The organism is Geodermatophilus sp. URMC 63 (assembly GCF_053502565.1).
Map to the genome: position 1 here is coordinate 3447139 of NZ_CP199956.1, position 15766 is coordinate 3462904.

The 15766-nt window shown below is 74.7% G+C and carries 14 protein-coding genes; 9 read left to right on the forward strand and 5 right to left on the reverse strand.

Going from position 1 to position 15766, the window contains the following annotated elements; all coding sequences use genetic code 11:
* Nucleotides 1-29: 29 nt before the first annotated feature.
* Together dxs and ACWIZO_RS16940 are read left to right on the forward strand one after the other, a co-directional pair.
* Nucleotides 30-1943 carry a 1-deoxy-D-xylulose-5-phosphate synthase gene (dxs, locus tag ACWIZO_RS16935; protein WP_448638811.1) on the forward strand — a complete coding sequence of 638 codons (1914 nt, stop codon included), beginning with the start codon at nt 30-32 and terminating at the stop codon, nt 1941-1943.
* On the forward strand, nt 1940-2218 hold the full coding sequence (locus ACWIZO_RS16940; RefSeq protein WP_448638812.1) for a thiamine-binding protein: 279 nt from the start codon (nt 1940-1942) through the stop codon (nt 2216-2218). Before dxs ends, ACWIZO_RS16940 begins: the two co-directional genes overlap by 4 nt.
* A gap of 58 nt (nt 2219-2276) precedes the next feature.
* Here ACWIZO_RS16940 and ACWIZO_RS16945 read toward each other — a convergent pair whose 3' ends face one another.
* Nucleotides 2277-4361 (reverse strand): 3-hydroxyacyl-CoA dehydrogenase NAD-binding domain-containing protein, encoded by a 2085-nt coding sequence (locus ACWIZO_RS16945; protein WP_448638813.1) that lies wholly within the window; start codon nt 4359-4361, stop codon nt 2277-2279.
* Nucleotides 4358-5563: a thiolase family protein gene (locus tag ACWIZO_RS16950; RefSeq protein ID WP_448638814.1), complete on the reverse strand. Its 1206-nt coding sequence runs from the start codon at nt 5561-5563 to the stop codon at nt 4358-4360. Before ACWIZO_RS16950 ends, ACWIZO_RS16945 begins: the two co-directional genes overlap by 4 nt.
* A gap of 264 nt (nt 5564-5827) precedes the next feature.
* On the opposite strand from ACWIZO_RS16950, the gene ACWIZO_RS16955 reads away from it, so the two are divergent.
* The 3 genes from ACWIZO_RS16955 to ACWIZO_RS16965 all read left to right on the forward strand — a co-directional run bounded on the left by ACWIZO_RS16955 (nt 5828) and on the right by ACWIZO_RS16965 (nt 9134).
* The gene (locus tag ACWIZO_RS16955) at nt 5828-6937 is read left to right on the forward strand and encodes a sugar ABC transporter substrate-binding protein (RefSeq protein WP_448638815.1); all 1110 of its coding nucleotides are present in this window, start codon (nt 5828-5830) and stop codon (nt 6935-6937) included.
* Nucleotides 6938-7038: 101 nt separating this feature from the next.
* Entirely contained in the window at nt 7039-7845 is an 807-nt protein-coding gene (locus ACWIZO_RS16960) for an ATP-binding cassette domain-containing protein (RefSeq protein ID WP_448638816.1), read from the forward strand.
* A 2-nt stretch (nt 7846-7847) separates the two neighbouring features.
* On the forward strand, nt 7848-9134 hold the full coding sequence (locus ACWIZO_RS16965; RefSeq protein WP_448638817.1) for a sugar ABC transporter permease: 1287 nt from the start codon (nt 7848-7850) through the stop codon (nt 9132-9134).
* 118 nt (nt 9135-9252) lie between these two features.
* On the opposite strand, the gene ACWIZO_RS16970 is transcribed toward ACWIZO_RS16965, so the two are convergent.
* Together ACWIZO_RS16970 and ACWIZO_RS16975 are read right to left on the reverse strand one after the other, a co-directional pair.
* Nucleotides 9253-10506: an HRDC domain-containing protein gene (locus tag ACWIZO_RS16970; RefSeq protein ID WP_448642968.1), complete on the reverse strand. Its 1254-nt coding sequence runs from the start codon at nt 10504-10506 to the stop codon at nt 9253-9255.
* Between the two features lie 114 nt (nt 10507-10620).
* Nucleotides 10621-11250: a DUF3000 domain-containing protein gene (locus ACWIZO_RS16975; RefSeq protein WP_448638818.1), complete on the reverse strand. Its 630-nt coding sequence runs from the start codon at nt 11248-11250 to the stop codon at nt 10621-10623.
* 103 nt (nt 11251-11353) lie between these two features.
* On the opposite strand from ACWIZO_RS16975, the gene hemE reads away from it, so the two are divergent.
* The 3 genes from hemE (at nt 11354) to hemQ (ending at nt 14618) form a co-directional block, all read left to right on the forward strand.
* The gene (hemE, locus tag ACWIZO_RS16980) at nt 11354-12409 is read left to right on the forward strand and encodes a uroporphyrinogen decarboxylase (protein WP_448638819.1); all 1056 of its coding nucleotides are present in this window, start codon (nt 11354-11356) and stop codon (nt 12407-12409) included.
* Complete coding sequence (gene hemG, locus ACWIZO_RS16985) at nt 12409-13800, forward strand: protoporphyrinogen oxidase (protein ID WP_448638820.1); 1392 nt, start codon at nt 12409-12411, stop codon at nt 13798-13800. Before hemE ends, hemG begins: the two co-directional genes overlap by 1 nt.
* A gap of 89 nt (nt 13801-13889) precedes the next feature.
* Complete coding sequence (hemQ, locus tag ACWIZO_RS16990; protein WP_448638821.1) at nt 13890-14618, forward strand: hydrogen peroxide-dependent heme synthase; 729 nt, start codon at nt 13890-13892, stop codon at nt 14616-14618.
* A 132-nt stretch (nt 14619-14750) separates the two neighbouring features.
* Here the strand turns inward: hemQ and msrB are convergent, their stop codons facing one another.
* Nucleotides 14751-15143 (reverse strand): peptide-methionine (R)-S-oxide reductase MsrB, encoded by a 393-nt coding sequence (msrB, locus tag ACWIZO_RS16995; RefSeq protein ID WP_448638822.1) that lies wholly within the window; start codon nt 15141-15143, stop codon nt 14751-14753.
* Between the two features lie 126 nt (nt 15144-15269).
* On the opposite strand from msrB, the gene ACWIZO_RS17000 reads away from it, so the two are divergent.
* Nucleotides 15270-15725 (forward strand): hypothetical protein, encoded by a 456-nt coding sequence (locus ACWIZO_RS17000; RefSeq protein WP_448638823.1) that lies wholly within the window; start codon nt 15270-15272, stop codon nt 15723-15725.
* Nucleotides 15726-15766: the final 41 nt, after the last annotated feature.

The window sequence follows — 15766 nt, forward strand, 5'->3', positions numbered from 1 at the left end:
GCCGCCGACAGAGAGGACACCGCTGCGCCGTGTCGCTCCTGCGCTCGCTCCGCGACCCCGCCGACCTCCGGGCCCTGCCCCCCGAGCAGCTGCCCGCGCTGGCCGCCGAGATCCGCGACACCCTCGTCACCAGCGTCGCCCGCACCGGCGGCCACCTCGGCCCCAACCTCGGCACCGTCGAGCTGACCATCGCGCTGCACCGGGTCTTCAGCTCCCCCCGCGAGCCGATCGTCTTCGACACCGGCCACCAGGCCTACGTGCACAAGATGCTCACCGGCCGGGTGGAGGGCTTCGACCGGCTGCGGCAGCGCGGCGGGCTCTCGGGCTACCCCAGCCGGGCCGAGAGCGAGCACGACTGGGTCGAGAACAGCCACGCCTCCACGGCGCTGTCCTACGCCGACGGGCTGGCCAAGGCCTTCGCCGTCCGCGGTGACTCGCGACCGGTCGTGGCCGTGGTCGGCGACGGCGCCCTCACCGGGGGCATGGCCTGGGAGGCGCTGAACAACATCGCCGCCGCCCAGGACCGGCCGGTGGTCATCGTCGTCAACGACAACGGCCGCTCCTACTCGCCGACCATCGGCGGCGTCGCCGACGCGCTCGGCACGCTGCGGCTGCGTCCCGGCTACGAGCAGGCGCTGCTGCAGGTGCGCTCCGCACTGCACCGCGCCCCCGTCGTCGGCTCGGCGCTCTACGACGCGCTGCACGCCATCAAGAAGGGCCTCAAGGACGTCCTGACGCCGCAGGGCATGTTCGAGGACCTCGGCCTGAAGTACATCGGCCCGGTCGACGGGCACGACGTCGAGACCGTGGAGTCGGCGCTGCGCCGCGCCCGCTCCTTCGGCGGCCCGGTGATCGTGCACGCCGTCACCACGAAGGGCTTCGGCTACCCGCCGGCCGAGACCGACCAGATCGACGCCTGGCACGCGACCGGGGTCTTCGACCCCGACAGCGGCGCCAGCGCCACGGCCGCCCGCGACTGGACGGCGGCCTTCTCCGACGAGCTGGTGCGCATCGGCGCCGAGCGGGCCGACGTCGTCGCGGTCACCGCGGCGATGCTGCACCCGACCGGCCTGGCCGCCTTCGCCGAGCGCTTCCCCGAGCGCACCTTCGACGTCGGCATCGCCGAGCAGCACGCCCTCACCAGCGCCGCGGGCATGGCGATGGGCGGGCTGCACCCCGTCGTCGCCGTCTACTCCACGTTCCTCAACCGGGCCTTCGACCAGCTGCTCATGGACGTCGCACTGCACCGCCAGCCGGTCACCGTCGTCCTCGACCGGGCCGGCGTCACCGGCACCGACGGCGCCTCGCACAACGGCATGTGGGACATGTCGCTCCTCCCGGTGGTCCCGGGCCTGCGGCTGGCCGCCCCGCGCGACGAGCCCACGCTGCGCGAGGCGCTGCGCGAGGCCGTCGCGGTGACCGACGGCCCGACCGTCGTGCGCTTCCCCAAGGGCCCGCCGCCGGTCGACATCCCGGCGCTGGAGCGGCGCGGGCCGGTCGACGTGCTGCGCCGTGGGCGAGAGGCCGACGTGCTCCTCGTGGCCGTCGGATCGATGGTGCCGATGTGCCTGGCCGCCGCCGAGCGGGCCGCCGACCACGGCATCGGGGTGACCGTCGTCGACCCGCGCTGGGTGCTGCCGGTGCCCGGTGAGCTCGTGGCGCTGGCGTCCGGTTCCCGGCTGGTCGTCACGGTCGAGGACGGCGGCCGCGCCGGTGGCCTGGGCACGACGCTGACCCAGGCGATGCAGGACCGCGGGATCGACGTCCCGGTGCGCTCCCTGGGCCTGCCGCAGGCGTTCCTGGAGCACGGCAGCCGGGGTCAGGTGCTGGCCGACGCCGGGCTGACCGAGCAGGACGTCGCCCGGCGCATCGCCGAGTGGACGGCGGTGCTCGCCGAGCGCTCCGAGGGCGGCGTCGCCGAGGTGGTCGAGGAGCGGCCGTGATAGCCGAGATCCAGGTCGCGCCCTCGCCGGCCGGGACGCCCGAGGACCCGCACGCGTACGTCGAGGCGGCGGTCCGGGTCATCCAGTCGTCCGGCCTGCGTCACGAGGTGGGTGCCCTGGGCACGACCCTCGAGGGGGACGACGACGCCGTCTGGGCCACGCTGCGGGCGGCCCACGAGGCGATGCTGGCGGCCGGCGCGTCGGCCGGGATCTCGCACGTGAAGATCGCCTCGGTCGGCCGGACGATGGAGAGCCTCACCTCCAAGTTCCGCTGACCGACGACGAAGGGCCCGGATCCCGTGCACGGGATCCGGGCCCTTCGTCGTCGGCGCCTCAGGCGGGGAGCGAGGCCACCCCGCGCGGCAGGAACCGGGAGCCGGTCACCCGCTCGGAGACCCCGACGCGGTCGAGGTACGCCGAGATCCCGCCCAGCCAGAACGGCCAGCCGGCGCCCAGCAGCATGCACAGGTCGACGTCCTGCACCGCCTGGACCACGCCCTCGTCGAGCATCAGCCGGATCTCCTGCGCCAGCGCGGTCACCGCCCGCTCGCGCACCTGCTCCTCGGTCAGCGGGGCGTCGCCCGCGTCGATGCCGGTGAGGTCGGGGTCGACGATGCCGGGCTCGGAGTACACCGACGTCTTGCCCAGCTCGACCATCCGCCGCAGCCCCTCGCCGACGGCGAACCGGTCGGGGAAGGCCTCGTGCATCCGCTCGGCCACGTGCAGCGCCACCGGCGGGCCGACGAGCGTGAGCAGCTCGAACGGCGTCATCGGCAGGCCGAGCGGGTCCAGCGCCCGGTCGGCGACGGCGACCGGCGTCCCCTGCTCCACGGCCGAGGTGACCTCGCCAAGGAAGCGGGTGAGCAGCCGGTTGACCACGAACGCCGGGGCGTCGGCGACCAGCACGCACGACTTCCCCAGCGCCTTGCCGACGGCGAACGCGGTGGCCAGGGTGGCGTCGTCGGTGCATTCGGCGCGCACCACCTCCAGCAGCGGCAGGACGGCGACCGGGTTGAAGAAGTGCAGGCCGACGACGCGCTCGGGGTGTTCGAGCTTCGAGGCCATCTCGGTGACCGACAGCGCGGAGGTGTTGGTGGCGAGCACGCACTCCGGCGAGACCACGGCCTCGACCTCGGCGAACACCTGCTGCTTGACCGACATCTCCTCGAACACCGCCTCGATCACGAGGTCGGCGTCGGCGAAGGCCGCCTTGTCCAGCGCCCCGGTCACCAGGCCGGTGAGCCGGTTGAGCCGGTCGGGCGAGAGCCGCCCGCGCACGGCGAGCTTCTCGAGCTCCCCGTGTACGTGGGCCACGCCCTTGTCCACGCGCGCCTGGTCGACGTCGGTGAGCACGACCGGCACCTCGAGCCGGCGCACGGCCAGCAGCGCCAGCTGGGAGGCCATGAGCCCGGCGCCGACGACGCCGACCTTGGTGACCCCCCGCGCGAGCGACCTGTCCGGCGCGCCGGCCGGCCGCTTCGCCCGCTTGTTCACCAGGTCGAACGCGTAGAGCGAGGCCCGCAGCTCGTCGCTCATGAGCAGGTCGGCCAGGGCCTGGTCCTCGGCGGCGGTGCCGGCGGTGAACGCCTCGTCGTCGACGCCGTGGCGGGCCAGGTCCAGCAGCTCGACGGCGCGCAGCGCACCGGGGGAGGCGTTGCGCGTGCGGGCCGCCACGATGCCGCGGGCCCGCTCGATCGCGGCGTCCCAGGCCGAGCGGTCCACCGCCGGACGCGACACGGCGACGGAACCGCCGAGCACGCCGACCGCCCACTCGAGCGAGCGCTCGAGGAAGTCGGCCGGCTCGAACACCGCGTCGGCGATGCCGAGTCGCGCGGCCCGCGGGCCGGGCGTCACCGTGTTCTGCGCCAGCGCGTTCTCGACGATGACCGTGACCGCCGGGTCGATGCCGATCAGGTCCGGCAGCAGCTGGGTGCCGCCCCAGCCGGGCACCAGCCCGAGGAACACCTCGGGGAAGGCGACGACGGCGGTCGTGGCGATCGTGCGGTGGTGGCAGTGCAGCGCCAGCTCCAGGCCGCCGCCGAGCGCCGCGCCGTTGACGAAGGCGAACGTCGGGATCGGCGAGTCCTTGAGCCGGCGGAACACCCGGTGGCCGGTCTCGGCGATCTCCCGGGCGTCGGCCGCCGACGTGATCGCCGGGACCCCGGAGAGGTCGGCACCGACGGCGAAGACGAACGGCTTGCCGGTGACCGCGATCGCCGCCGGTGCCGGGGTGCGGGCGGCGATCTCGTCGAGCGCGGCGTCCAGCGACGCCAGCCCTCCGGGGCCGAAGGTCGACGGCCGGGTGTGGTCGTGCCCGTTGTCCAGCGTGACCAGGGCGATCTCGCCGGCCAGGCCGGGCACCCGCAGGTACCGCACCCTCGCGGTGGTCACGACCTCGTTCTCGAAGACGGCGGTCACTTCGCGACACCCTCCCAGTTCGGGTTCTCCCAGATCACGGTGGCGCCCATGCCTAGGCCCACGCACATGGCGGTCAGGCCGTAGCGGACGTCGGGCCGCTCGGCGAACTGGCGGGACAGCTGGGTCATCAGCCGGACGCCGGAGGAGGCCAGCGGGTGGCCGACGGCGATCGCGCCGCCCCACGGGTTGACCCGCGGGTCGTCGTCGGCGATGCCGAAGTGGTCGAGGAACGCGAGCACCTGGACTGCGAAGGCCTCGTTGAGCTCGAACAGGCCGATGTCGTCGATGGTCAGGCCGGTGCGGGCCAGCGCGCGCTCGGTCGAGGGGACCGGGCCGACGCCCATCACCTCGGGTTCGACGCCGACGAACCCGTAGCCGACCAGCCGCATCCCGGCGGTCAGGCCCAGCTCCCGCGCGACCTCCTCGGCGGCGAGGATGCACCCGGTGGCGCCGTCGTTGAGGCCCGCCGCGTTGCCCGCGGTGACGCGGCCGTGCGGGCGGAACGGGGTCTTGAGCGCCGCCAGGCCCCCCGGGGTGGTGTTCGGCCGCGGCGGTTCGTCGACGGTGGCCAGGCCCCAGCCCTCCTCGGCGCTGCGGGTGGCGACGGTCACCAGCTCCGGGCCGATCTGGCCGTTGGCCACGGCCTCGGCGTAGCGCTGCTGGCTGGCCAGCGCGAACGCGTCGGCGCGCTCCCGGGTCAGGTGCGGGAAGCGGTCGTGCAGGTTCTCGGCGGTGGAGCCCATGACCAACGCGGAGCCGTCGACGATCTCCTCGCTGAAGAACCGGGGGTTGGGGTCGGCGCCCTCGCCCATCGGGTGGCGGCCCATGTGCTCCACACCGCCGGCGATGGCGACGTCGTAGGCGCCGAAGGCGATGCCCGACGCGGTGGTCGTCACCGCGGTCATGGCGCCGGCGCACATGCGGTCGATGGCGTAGCCCGGTACGGACTCCGGCAGCCCGGCGAGCAGCGCGGCGGTGCGGCCGATGGTCAGGCCCTGGTCCCCGACCTGGGTGGTGGCCGCGATCGCGACCTCGTCGACCCGCTCGGGCGGCAGTGCCGGGTTGCGGCGCAGCAGCTCGCGGATGACGCGGACGACGAGGTCGTCGGCGCGGGTCTCGGCGTAGACGCCCTTCGGGCCGGCCTTGCCGAAGGGGGTGCGCACGCCGTCGACGAAGACGACCTCGCGCAGGGAGCGGGACATGGGACCTCCGCAGCGGTTCGGTGCCGGCCGGTACGGCTCGGTGCCCTGAAGTTACCCGCCGGTAACCGCTGGTCCAAGGACGACCCGCCACCACCGGGGCAGGTCGGGTCAGGCCCGGAGGGCGGCCGGACTGCAGCGAGGGACGACGCCCGGACGAGGTCACGGTCCAGCAACGTCCTGGACAGCGTCTTGCGCCGGCTGTGACCCGGCGCGCATATTGGCCGCCGCACTTCTGCGCATTCCCGACAGAACGGTGGACGACCCATGGCGCGACGGCGCACCATCCTCACGGCCCTCGCGGCCTCCCTCGTCTTCAGCCTCGCTGCGTGCGGCAGCGACAGCGGTGGCGGCGACAGTGGCAGTGGCGGCGGCGGTGGCGGCGGTGGCGAGGCCGCCGGCAAGGTCGGCGTGATCCTCCCCGACACCGAGTCCTCGGTGCGCTGGGAGAACTTCGACCGCCCCTACCTCGAGGCGGCCTTCGAGGACGCCGGTGTCGAGTACGACATCCAGAACGCCGAGGGCGACGCCCAGCGGCAGGCGACGATCGCCGAGCAGATGATCACCGAGGGCGCCACGGTCCTCGCCATCGTCAACCTCGACTCGGCCTCGGGTGCCCAGATCCAGGAGCAGGCGGCCCAGGAGGGCGTCCAGACGATCGACTACGACCGGCTGACCCTGGGTGGCTCCGCCGAGTACTACGTCTCCTTCGACAACACCGAGGTCGGCCGGCTGCAGGGCCAGGGCCTGCAGCAGTGCCTGGAGTCCAACGGGGTCGCCCAGGGCAACATCGCCTTCCTCAACGGCTCGCCTGACGACAACAACGCCACGCTGTTCTCGTCAGGTGCCCACGAGGTGCTCGACCCGCTGACGCAGTACACGCAGGTGGCCGAGCAGGCCGTGCCCGAGTGGGACAACCAGCAGGCGGCGACGATCTTCGAGCAGATGTACACCCAGAACGGCGGGAAGATCGACGGCATCGTGGCCGCCAACGACGGCCTGGCCAACTCGGTGATCCAGATCCTCGGGCGCAACAACGCCGCGGGCAAGGCCAACGTCACCGGTCAGGACGCCAGCGTCGAGGGTCTGCAGAACATCCTCGCCGGTGACCAGTGCATGACGGTCTACAAGTCGGTCCGCGACGAGGCCAACGCGCTCGCCGAGCTCGCCACCGCGCTGATCAACGGCGACGAGGGCGAGACCACCGGCACCGTCGAGGACACCGAGGGTGGCCGCGAGGTCCCGTCGGTCCTGCTCACGCCGGTCTCGATCTTCCGCGACAACGTCAAGGACGTCGTCGACGACGAGTTCGTGACCGCCGACGAGCTCTGCACCGGCGACTTCGCCGGCGCGTGCCAGGAGCTCGGCATCTCCTAGTGGTCAGCAGCCGCCGGGGCGTCGATGATGGGCGCCCCGGCGGCTCCTGCCGCTCTCCCCAGCCCCACCTCGCCCCACCCAGTGCGACCGAGAGGCCCGGCGTGTCCGCACCCACCGACCGTCCCCAGGACGTCACCCCCACCCTGGAGCTCCGCGGCGTCAACAAGAGCTTCGGCGCCATCCAGGTCCTGCACGACGTGCACATGAAGGTCTACCCCGGGCAGGTCACCGCGCTGGTCGGTGACAACGGGGCGGGCAAGAGCACGCTCATCAAGTCGATCGCCGGCATCCACGCCATCGACTCCGGCGAGTTCCTCTTCGAGGGTCGGCCGGTCACCGTCAGCGGCCCCCGCGAGGCCGCGGCGCTCGGCATCGAGATCGTCTACCAGGACCTCGCCCTGGCCGACAACCTCGACGTCGTCCAGAACATGTTCCTCGGCCGCGAGCGCAAGAACGGCATCCTCCTCGACGAGACGTCGATGGAGGAGGCGGCCCGCGACACGTTGAGCAAGCTCTCCGTCCGGACCCTCAAGTCCGTGCGCCAGCTGGTCTCCAGCCTCTCCGGTGGGCAGCGGCAGACGGTTGCCATCGCCAAGGCCGTGCTGTGGGAGTCCAAGCTGGTCGTCCTCGACGAGCCGACCGCTGCCCTCGGCGTCGCGCAGACCCGCCAGGTCCTCGACCTGGTCCGGCGGCTGGCCGACACCGGGCACGCTGTGGTCTTCATCAGCCACAACATGGTCGACGTCTTCGAGGTCTCCGACCGGATCGCGGCCCTGTACCTGGGGCGGATGGCGGCCGACGTCCCCATCTCCCAGGTCGACCGTCCCCAGGTCATCGAGCTCATCACGGCGGGCCGCTCGGGCAACCTGGGCATCGCACCCGCCGAAGCCGCAGCGGTGGAGGTCTGAGCATGTCCAGCACGTTGTCCGCCCCCACCAGCGCGCAGGAGCCCGGCGGCGCGCCGTCGGGCTTCGAGGCCGACCGCGGCGCGGACTCCCTCGGTGCGGCGGCCCGGGCCTACGTCGACCGCGTGCGGGGCGGTGACCTGGGGGCGCTGCCGGCCATCCTGGGCATCGTCGCCCTCGGCCTGCTGTTCTTCGCCCTGCGGCCCGAGACGTTCCTGACGCCGCGCAACATGGCCAACCTGGCCGACCAGGCGGCGCCGATCATCATCCTGGCGATGGGGCTGGTCTTCATCCTGCTGCTGGGCGAGATCGACCTGTCCGCGGGTGTGGTCAGTGGCGTCTGCGCCGCGGTGATGGCCAAGCTGCTCGCCGACGCCGGCGCCCCGTGGTACGTCTCGGTGGCCGCCGCCATCGTCACCGGCGTGGTCATCGGCCTGTTCACCGGCAGCCTCGTCGGGATGATCGGCATCCCGTCGTTCGTCGTCACACTCGCGCTCTTCCTGGGCTGGCAGGGCTTCACGCTGCGGCTCATCGGCGAGGGCGGCACGGTGCCGGTGCGCGACCCGGTGATCTCGGCGATCAGCGACCGGAACGTGCCGGTCGCCCTGGGCTGGGTCCTGGCCCTGCTGGTCATCGCCGCCTACGCCGCGCTGCAGCTCAACCGGTTCCGCGTGCAGCGGGCCAGGGGGCTTGCGCACGCCCCGCTCGCCGTGGTGCTCGTGCGGATCGGCGTCATCGCCGCCGTCGTCGTCCTGATCACGGCGGTGCTGAGCGTCGACCGGGCCCCGGCCGCCGGTGTGGTGCTCGCGGGGATCCCCTACGCCATCCCGCTCGTGGTGCTCCTGCTGCTGCTGCTGACCTTCGTGCTCGGCCGCACGAGCTTCGGCCGGCACGTCTACGCGGTCGGCGGCAACGCCGAGGCGTCCCGGCGGGCCGGCATCAACGTCACCAGGATCAGGGTCGCGGTGTTCGTCATCGGCTCGACCCTGGCGGCGATCAGCGGCATCGTCGCGGCCGCCCGGCTCGGCTCGGTGGCACCGGGGTCCGGCGGCGGCAACACGCTGCTCTACGCCGTGGGCGCCGCGGTCATCGGTGGCACCAGCCTCTTCGGCGGCCGCGGGCGGGTGCGCGACGCCGTCCTGGGTGGCCTGGTGGTGGCGATCATCGCCAACGGGCTCGGCCTGCTGGGCACCGAGGCGTACCTCAACTTCATCATCACCGGCGGCGTGCTGCTGCTGGCCGCCAGCGTCGACGCGCTGGCCCGGCGGCGGGCCGCGGCCACCGGCCACTGAGGAAGGACCTCCCTGCCCCCCACGCCTCGCTCCGCTCGGCGCGGGCCCCTGCAGGGAGGCCGTTCCAGCACCTCGCCAGGGGCGGTCCCGGCTGTGGCCGGGGCCGCCCCTGGCGGGTTCAGGCGCGGTTGACCGCGTCGGTGAGCAGGTCGCAGGTCAGCTCGACCTGCCACTCCCGGGCGCCGCCGGCGCGCAGCGCTGCAGCGACCGTCTCGGGGTCACGCGGCTCCGGCGGGCTCCACGTGAGCCGGCGCACCAGGTCGGGGGAGAGCACGTTCTCCACCGGCACCGAGTGCTTCTCCGACAGCTCGGCCAGCCCCGCGCGAGCGGCCTGCAGCCGGGTGGCGGCAGCGGGGTCGCGGTCGGCCCAGCGGCTCACCGGCGGCGGCCCCTCACCCGAGCGGCTGTGCAGGGGCAGCTCCGCCTCCGCCAGCGCCCGGCCGCGGGCCAGCGCGCCGAACCAGGTGCCCACCAGCTTGCGGTTGGCCCGGCCGCGGAACACCGGCAGCTCCAGCAGCGCGGCCTCGGTCGGCGGGTCGGCCTGGACGGCGGAGACCATCGCCGAGTCGGGCAGCACCCGGCCCGGGGCGACGTCGCGCCTGCGGGCCAGGTCGTCGCGGGCCTGCCAGAGCGAGCGCAGGATGCCCAGCTGGCGCCGGGTGCGCAGCCCGTGCACCCCGGAGGTCCGGCGCCACGGGTCGGCCCGCGGCGCGGGCGGCCCGGCGGCCAGGACGGCGGCGAACTCCTGCTGCGCCCACTCGGTCTTGCCCTGCTCGGCCAGGAGCCCGGCCAGCGCGTCGCGGAGGTCGACGAGCACCTCGACGTCGAGCGCGGCGTAGACCAGCCACTCCTCCGGCAGGGGTCGGGTGCTCCAGTCGGCGGCCGAGTGGCCCTTCTGCAGGGAGAACCCCAGCAGCGACTCGACGACGGCGCCGAGGCCCACCCGCGGCAGCCCGGCCAGCCGCGCGGCCAGCTCGGTGTCGAAGACCCGCGTCGGCACCAGGCCGATCTCGGCCAGGCAGGGGAGGTCCTGGTTGGCCGCGTGCAGCACCCACTCGTCGTCGGCGATCGCGGCCTGCACGACGGAGAGGTCCGGCAGCGGGATCGGGTCGACCAGTCCGGTGCCGGCGCCGGCGCGGCGCAGCTGCACCAGGTAGGCGCGCTGGCCGTAGCGGTAGCCCGAGGCGCGCTCGGCGTCGACGGCGACCGGGCCGCTGCCGGCGCGCAGGGCCTCGGCGTACTCCGCCAGCGCGGCGGGGGTGTCGATGACCGGGGGGAGCCCGTCGCGGGGGGCGAGCAGGGGGACCGGGGTCGCGACGTCGTCCGGGACGGTGTCCCCCGGCGTGAGGTCGGGCTGGGGCTCGGTGCTCAGTTGCCGTCCACCTTCTCGCCCCGTGTCGTCCGTGCGTCCGCGGCCGGTCCTCGGCCTCCCGGCGGGACCAGCCGTCCGGCGCGGAGCCGGGGGAGTGCCCCCGCTGCCCTGATCCTAGTTGCCGCCGTCCACCGGGCCGGAGGGGCCCAGCATGGCCACCCCCGGCGGCGGGAGCCCCGCGGCGTTGCCGAGGACCTCCAGCCAGGCATCGAGGTGCCGGCCGAGCGCGGTGTCCTCCGCCGTCCAGGAGGCGCGGATCTCGACGTCGACCGAGTGCTCGGGGCCGGCCAGGTCGCCGAATCGGGTGGAGGCGGTGCGGGTGACGGTGCCGCCGAGGGCGTGGCAGGTCGCGCCGCACGAGGCGAGAGCCTCGGTCAGCCAGCTCCAGGCGACCTCGGAGAACATCGCGTCGTCGACCATGTGCTCGTCGGTCGCGGCCGAGAGGTAGCCGACGCAGCGGGTGGTGCCCGCCCACGCCTCGTGGCCTGCCGGGTCGAACAGGACGATGAAGCGGCCGCTGGCGACCTCGACCTCCTCCTCGCCGTCGAGCTCGGTGATGCGGGCGCCGAGGGCGTGGGCGAAGGGCGCCAGCCGTTGCGGGGCGGGGATCTGCTCGACGACGATCTCGGGTCGCACGCGCAGCGAGGCCAGCGAGTCGAGGGCGGCCACGAACTCCTCCGGACGGTCGTCGACCGCCCGGGCGCCGGTGGCGTCCTGCGGACCGCCCAGGCTGCGTGGCTCCACGCTCGCAGGGTAGGGGCCCCGGGCCCTGTCTGTCGCCGACGCGCCGCAGCCGTCGTGCCCGCTCGGCGGCCGGGTCCTGCCTGGTCTGGGAGGATGGACCGTCGTGACCGCCGCTGCCACCCCCGCTCCGTCCCCCGCCGACTCGGACCTCGTGCGGGCCGCGCGCGGCCTGCCGGTCGGCCGGACGCCGGTGTGGTTCATGCGCCAGGCCGGCCGGTCGCTGCCGGAGTACCGGGCCCTGCGCGCCGGGACGGCGATGCTGCAGGCCTGTCAGGACCCCGACCTGGTCACCGAGATCACCCTGCAGCCGGTCCGGCGGCACGGCGTCGACGCGGCGATCCTCTTCTCCGACATCGTGCTGCCGCTGGTCGTGGCCGGGGTGGACATCGAGATCAAGCCCGGGGTGGGGCCGGTCGTGGCCGACCCGGTGCGCACGGTCGCCGACGTCGACGCGCTGCCCGGCCTGGAGCCCGACCGGCTGGACTTCCTCGCGACGGCGGTCCGCCGGCTGGTCGCCGAGCTCGGTCCCACACCGCTGATCGGCTTCGCCGGGGCGCCGTTCACGCTGGCCACCTACCTCATCGAGGGCGGCCCGTCGAAGGAGCACGCCCGCACCAAGGCCTTCATGTACGCCGAGCCGGAGGCCTGGACCCGGCTGCTGGACCGGCTGGCGGTCTCGGCCGCCACCTTCCTGCGGGTGCAGGTCGACAACGGCGCCTCGGCGGTGCAGCTGTTCGACTCCTGGGCCGGCGTGCTGTCGGCCGCCGACTACGGCACCCGGGTGCTGCCGCACTCGCGCGCGGTGTTCGACTGGCTGGGCGACCGCGACGTGCCGCGCATCCACTTCGGCGTCGGCACCGGCGAGCTGCTCGCGCTGATCGGTGACGCCGGCGCCGACGTGGTCGGCGTCGACTGGCGGGTGCCGCTGGACGAGGCCGCCCGCCGGGTGGGCCCGGGCCGCTCGCTGCAGGGCAACCTCGACCCCGCCGTCCTGCTGGCCGACCGGGCGACCGTCGACCGCGAGGTCCGCCGGGTCGTCGAGGAGGGCCGGGCCGCCCGCGGGCACGTGTTCAACCTCGGCCACGGGGTGCTGCCCGAGACCGACCCCGGTGCCCTGACCCACGTCGTCGACCTGGTGCACGAGCTGTCGGCGCGGTGATGTCCCGAGCCCGCACCGCCCCAGCGGCCCGGCTCGTCGTGGTCGGCGCCGGGATCGCCGGGCTGACCGCCGCGTTCGAGTGGCGCCGTCGCCGTCCCGGGGACGAGGTCGTCGTCCTGGAGGCCGGCGGCCGGGTGGGCGGCAAGATCGACCGGCTCGAGCTGGCCGGGCAGTGGTACGACACCGGGCCGGAGGCCGTGCTCGCCCGGGTGCCCGAGGCGGTCGAGCTGGTCGAGGCGCTGGGGCTCGGCGATCGGCTGGTCGCGCCGGCGACGACGCAGGCCTCGATCGTGCTGCCCGACGGGCGCCACCCGCTCCCGCCGGGCACCGTGCAGGGCGTCCCGACGTCGGCCGACGGGCTGGCCGGGGTGCTCACCCCCGACGGCGTCGAGCGGGTGCGGGCCGAGGTCGGCCTGCCGCCGCTGCGGCTGGACGGCGACGTGTCGGTCGGTGCGCTGCTGCGCGAGCGGCTCGGCGACGAGGTGGTCGACCGCCTGGTCGAACCGCTGCTCGGCGGGGTCTACGCCGGGCGTCCCGACGACCTCTCGCTGGCCGCGACCATGCCGGCGCTGGCCGCCCAGCTGGCCCGCACCGACTCGGTGCTGGCCGCCGCCGTCGCCGCCCGGGACGCCGGTGCGCGCAGCCGGGGGGACGCCGACGGGCCGGTGTTCGTCACCGTCGACGGCGGACTGGGCGCGCTGCCGGAGGCGCTGGTGGAGGCGTCCGGCGCGCAGGTCCGGCTGCGGACGCCGGCGCACGCGATCCGCCGGGCGCACGGGCGGCTGGAGGTCGCCGTCGGCCCGCTCGCCGCGCCGGAGGTGCTCGAGGCCGACGCCGTCGTCGTCGCCGCACCGGCCGGGAAGTCGGCGCGGCTGCTCGCCGGGGTGGCGCCGGGCGCCGTCGAGCCGCTGCGCGGGATCCCGTACGCGTCGATGGCGGTCGTGGCGATGGCCTTCCCCGCGCAGCCGGTGGCCGCCGGCTCCGGCCTGCTCGTGCCGCCGGTGACCGGGCGGCTGGTCAAGGGCGTCACCGTCTCCTCGTCGAAGTGGCCGCACCTGTCCGGCGGTGGCCTGCTGCGGGTGCGCGCCTCGGTGGGCCGCTACGGCGACGAGGTGCAGCTGCAGTGTGACGACGACGACCTCACCGCCGCGGTGGTGGCCGACGTCGCCGACCTGCTCGACCTCGAGCGCCGCGAGCCGGTCGAGGCCCACCTCGTGCGCTGGGGCGGCGGGTTGCCGCAGTACCTGGTCGGCCACCCGCAGCGGGTGGTGGCCGTCCGGGACGCCGTCGCCGCGGTGCCCGGTCTGGCCGTGGCCGGAGCCGCCTACGACGGCGTCGGCGTGCCCGCCTGCATCCGCAGCGCCCGCCGGGCGGTCGACGCGCTGGCCTGACCGGCCGCGCGCGGCTCCGACCCCGGGGTGTGCACGACCGCACGGTTCCCGGGCCGACGGTGCGCACCCGGGCGCGGGATGATGGACCCATGAGCGAGCAGACCGAGACGCCGACCGGGTCGAAGAGCATCGGCAAGCGGGCGAACGAGCTCAACGCCCTCGTCCGCTACACGATGTGGTCGGTGTTCAAGCTGGCCTCGCCGCTGGGGGACGACCAGCGCACCGCCGCCGCCGACGAGGTCGCCGGGCTGTTCGAGGAGCTGGCCGGCAAGGGCGTCGTCGTCCGCGGGACCTACGACGTCTCGGGCCTGCGGGCCGACGCCGACGTGATGGTCTGGTGGCACGCCGAGTCGCCCGACGCGCTGCAGGAGGCCTACACCCGGCTGCGCCGCACGGCCCTGGGCCGGCACCTGGAGCCGGTGTGGTCGCAGATGGCCCTGCACCGGCCGGCCGAGTTCAACCGCAGCCACATCCCGGCGTTCCTGGCCGACGAGGAGCCGCGCCGCTACCTGTGCGTCTACCCGTTCGTGCGCTCCTACGAGTGGTATCTGCTGCCCGACGAGGAGCGGCGGGACATGCTCAAGGAGCACGGCATGCAGGCGCGGCCCTACCCGGACGTCCGGGCCAACACCGTCGCCTCGTTCGGGCTGGGCGACTACGAGTGGATGCTCGCCTTCGAGGCCGACGAGCTGCACCGCATCGTCGACCTGATGCGCGACCTGCGGGCCAGCCGCGCCCGCCGGCACGTGCGCGAGGAGGTGCCCTTCTACACCGGCACCCGCAAGCCGGTCGCCGAGCTGGTGCGCGACCTGCCCTGAGGTGGGGCGGCGCGATGATCAGGTGACCTGATCATCGCGTGTCCTCCCTGACCGCCCACGGTGAGGGAGGACGCGCTGCGGTGAGGGAGGATGTCGTGAGTACGCCGCTGCGGCGCCCCCATCGGGGAGGGCTCAGCCCTCGGCGGGCTCCAGGTGGATGGAGACGCTGTTGATGCAGTAGCGGTCGCCGGTCGGCGTCTGCGGCGCGTCGTCGAAGAGGTGGCCGAGGTGGCTGTGGCAGGTGGCGCAGAGGACCTCGGTGCGGATCATCCCGTGGCTGCGGTCCTCGCGGAGCACCACGTGGTCGGCGGCCGACGGCTCGTAGAACGACGGCCAGCCGCAGTGCGAGTCGAACTTCGTCTCCGAGCGGAACAGCTCGGCGCCGCAGGCCCGGCAGGTGTACACGCCGACGGTCTTGGTGTCGACGTACTCACCGGTCCACGGGCGCTCGGTGCCGGCCTGCCGCAGGACGGCGTACTCCTCCGGCGAGAGCCGGGCCCGCCACTCCTCGTCGGTCCTCGTCACCTTCGGCTGCTGTGCGGACGTGGTCATGACCGGACGAACGAGCCGCGCCGCGGGCGGATTCCCGTCCCGCCGCGCGGGACCCCGGATGGTGCGGCCTCCCCGTGCGCCCCGGGGAGACTGGACGGCGTGACCTCGCCCCTGCCCGACACCTGGTACACCCGCGACCTGCCCGTGCTGCGCGCGATCGCCCGGCTGGTCGACGAGCCGCGGCACGGCGGGGCGCCGTACCTCCTGGGCTCCGTCGTGCCCGGCAGCGGGCTGCCGAAGGCCGACGTCGTCGCCGCGGCCAAGGCGCTCGCGGCCGCCGGCTACGTCGAGCCGCTGACCAACCACGCCGGCGAGATCGTCCGCATCACCGGGATCTCTGCCGAGGCCCGTCGGCTGGCCGGGCTCTGGCCGACGCCGCAGGGGGAGTGGGAGCGGCTCCTCGAGCAGGCGGCCACCCGGGCGGAGAAGGCGCCGACCGACGTCGAGCGGCAGCGCTGGCGGGCCTTCGCCGACGCCGCGCGGGCGGTGGGGCCGGACGCGGGTGCGCTGCTCATGCAGGCGCTCGTCGGCGGCTACGTCCCCCGGGCGCGCTGAGCGGGTGCGCCGGCGCCCCGTTCCCCGGCCGGGACGGGGCG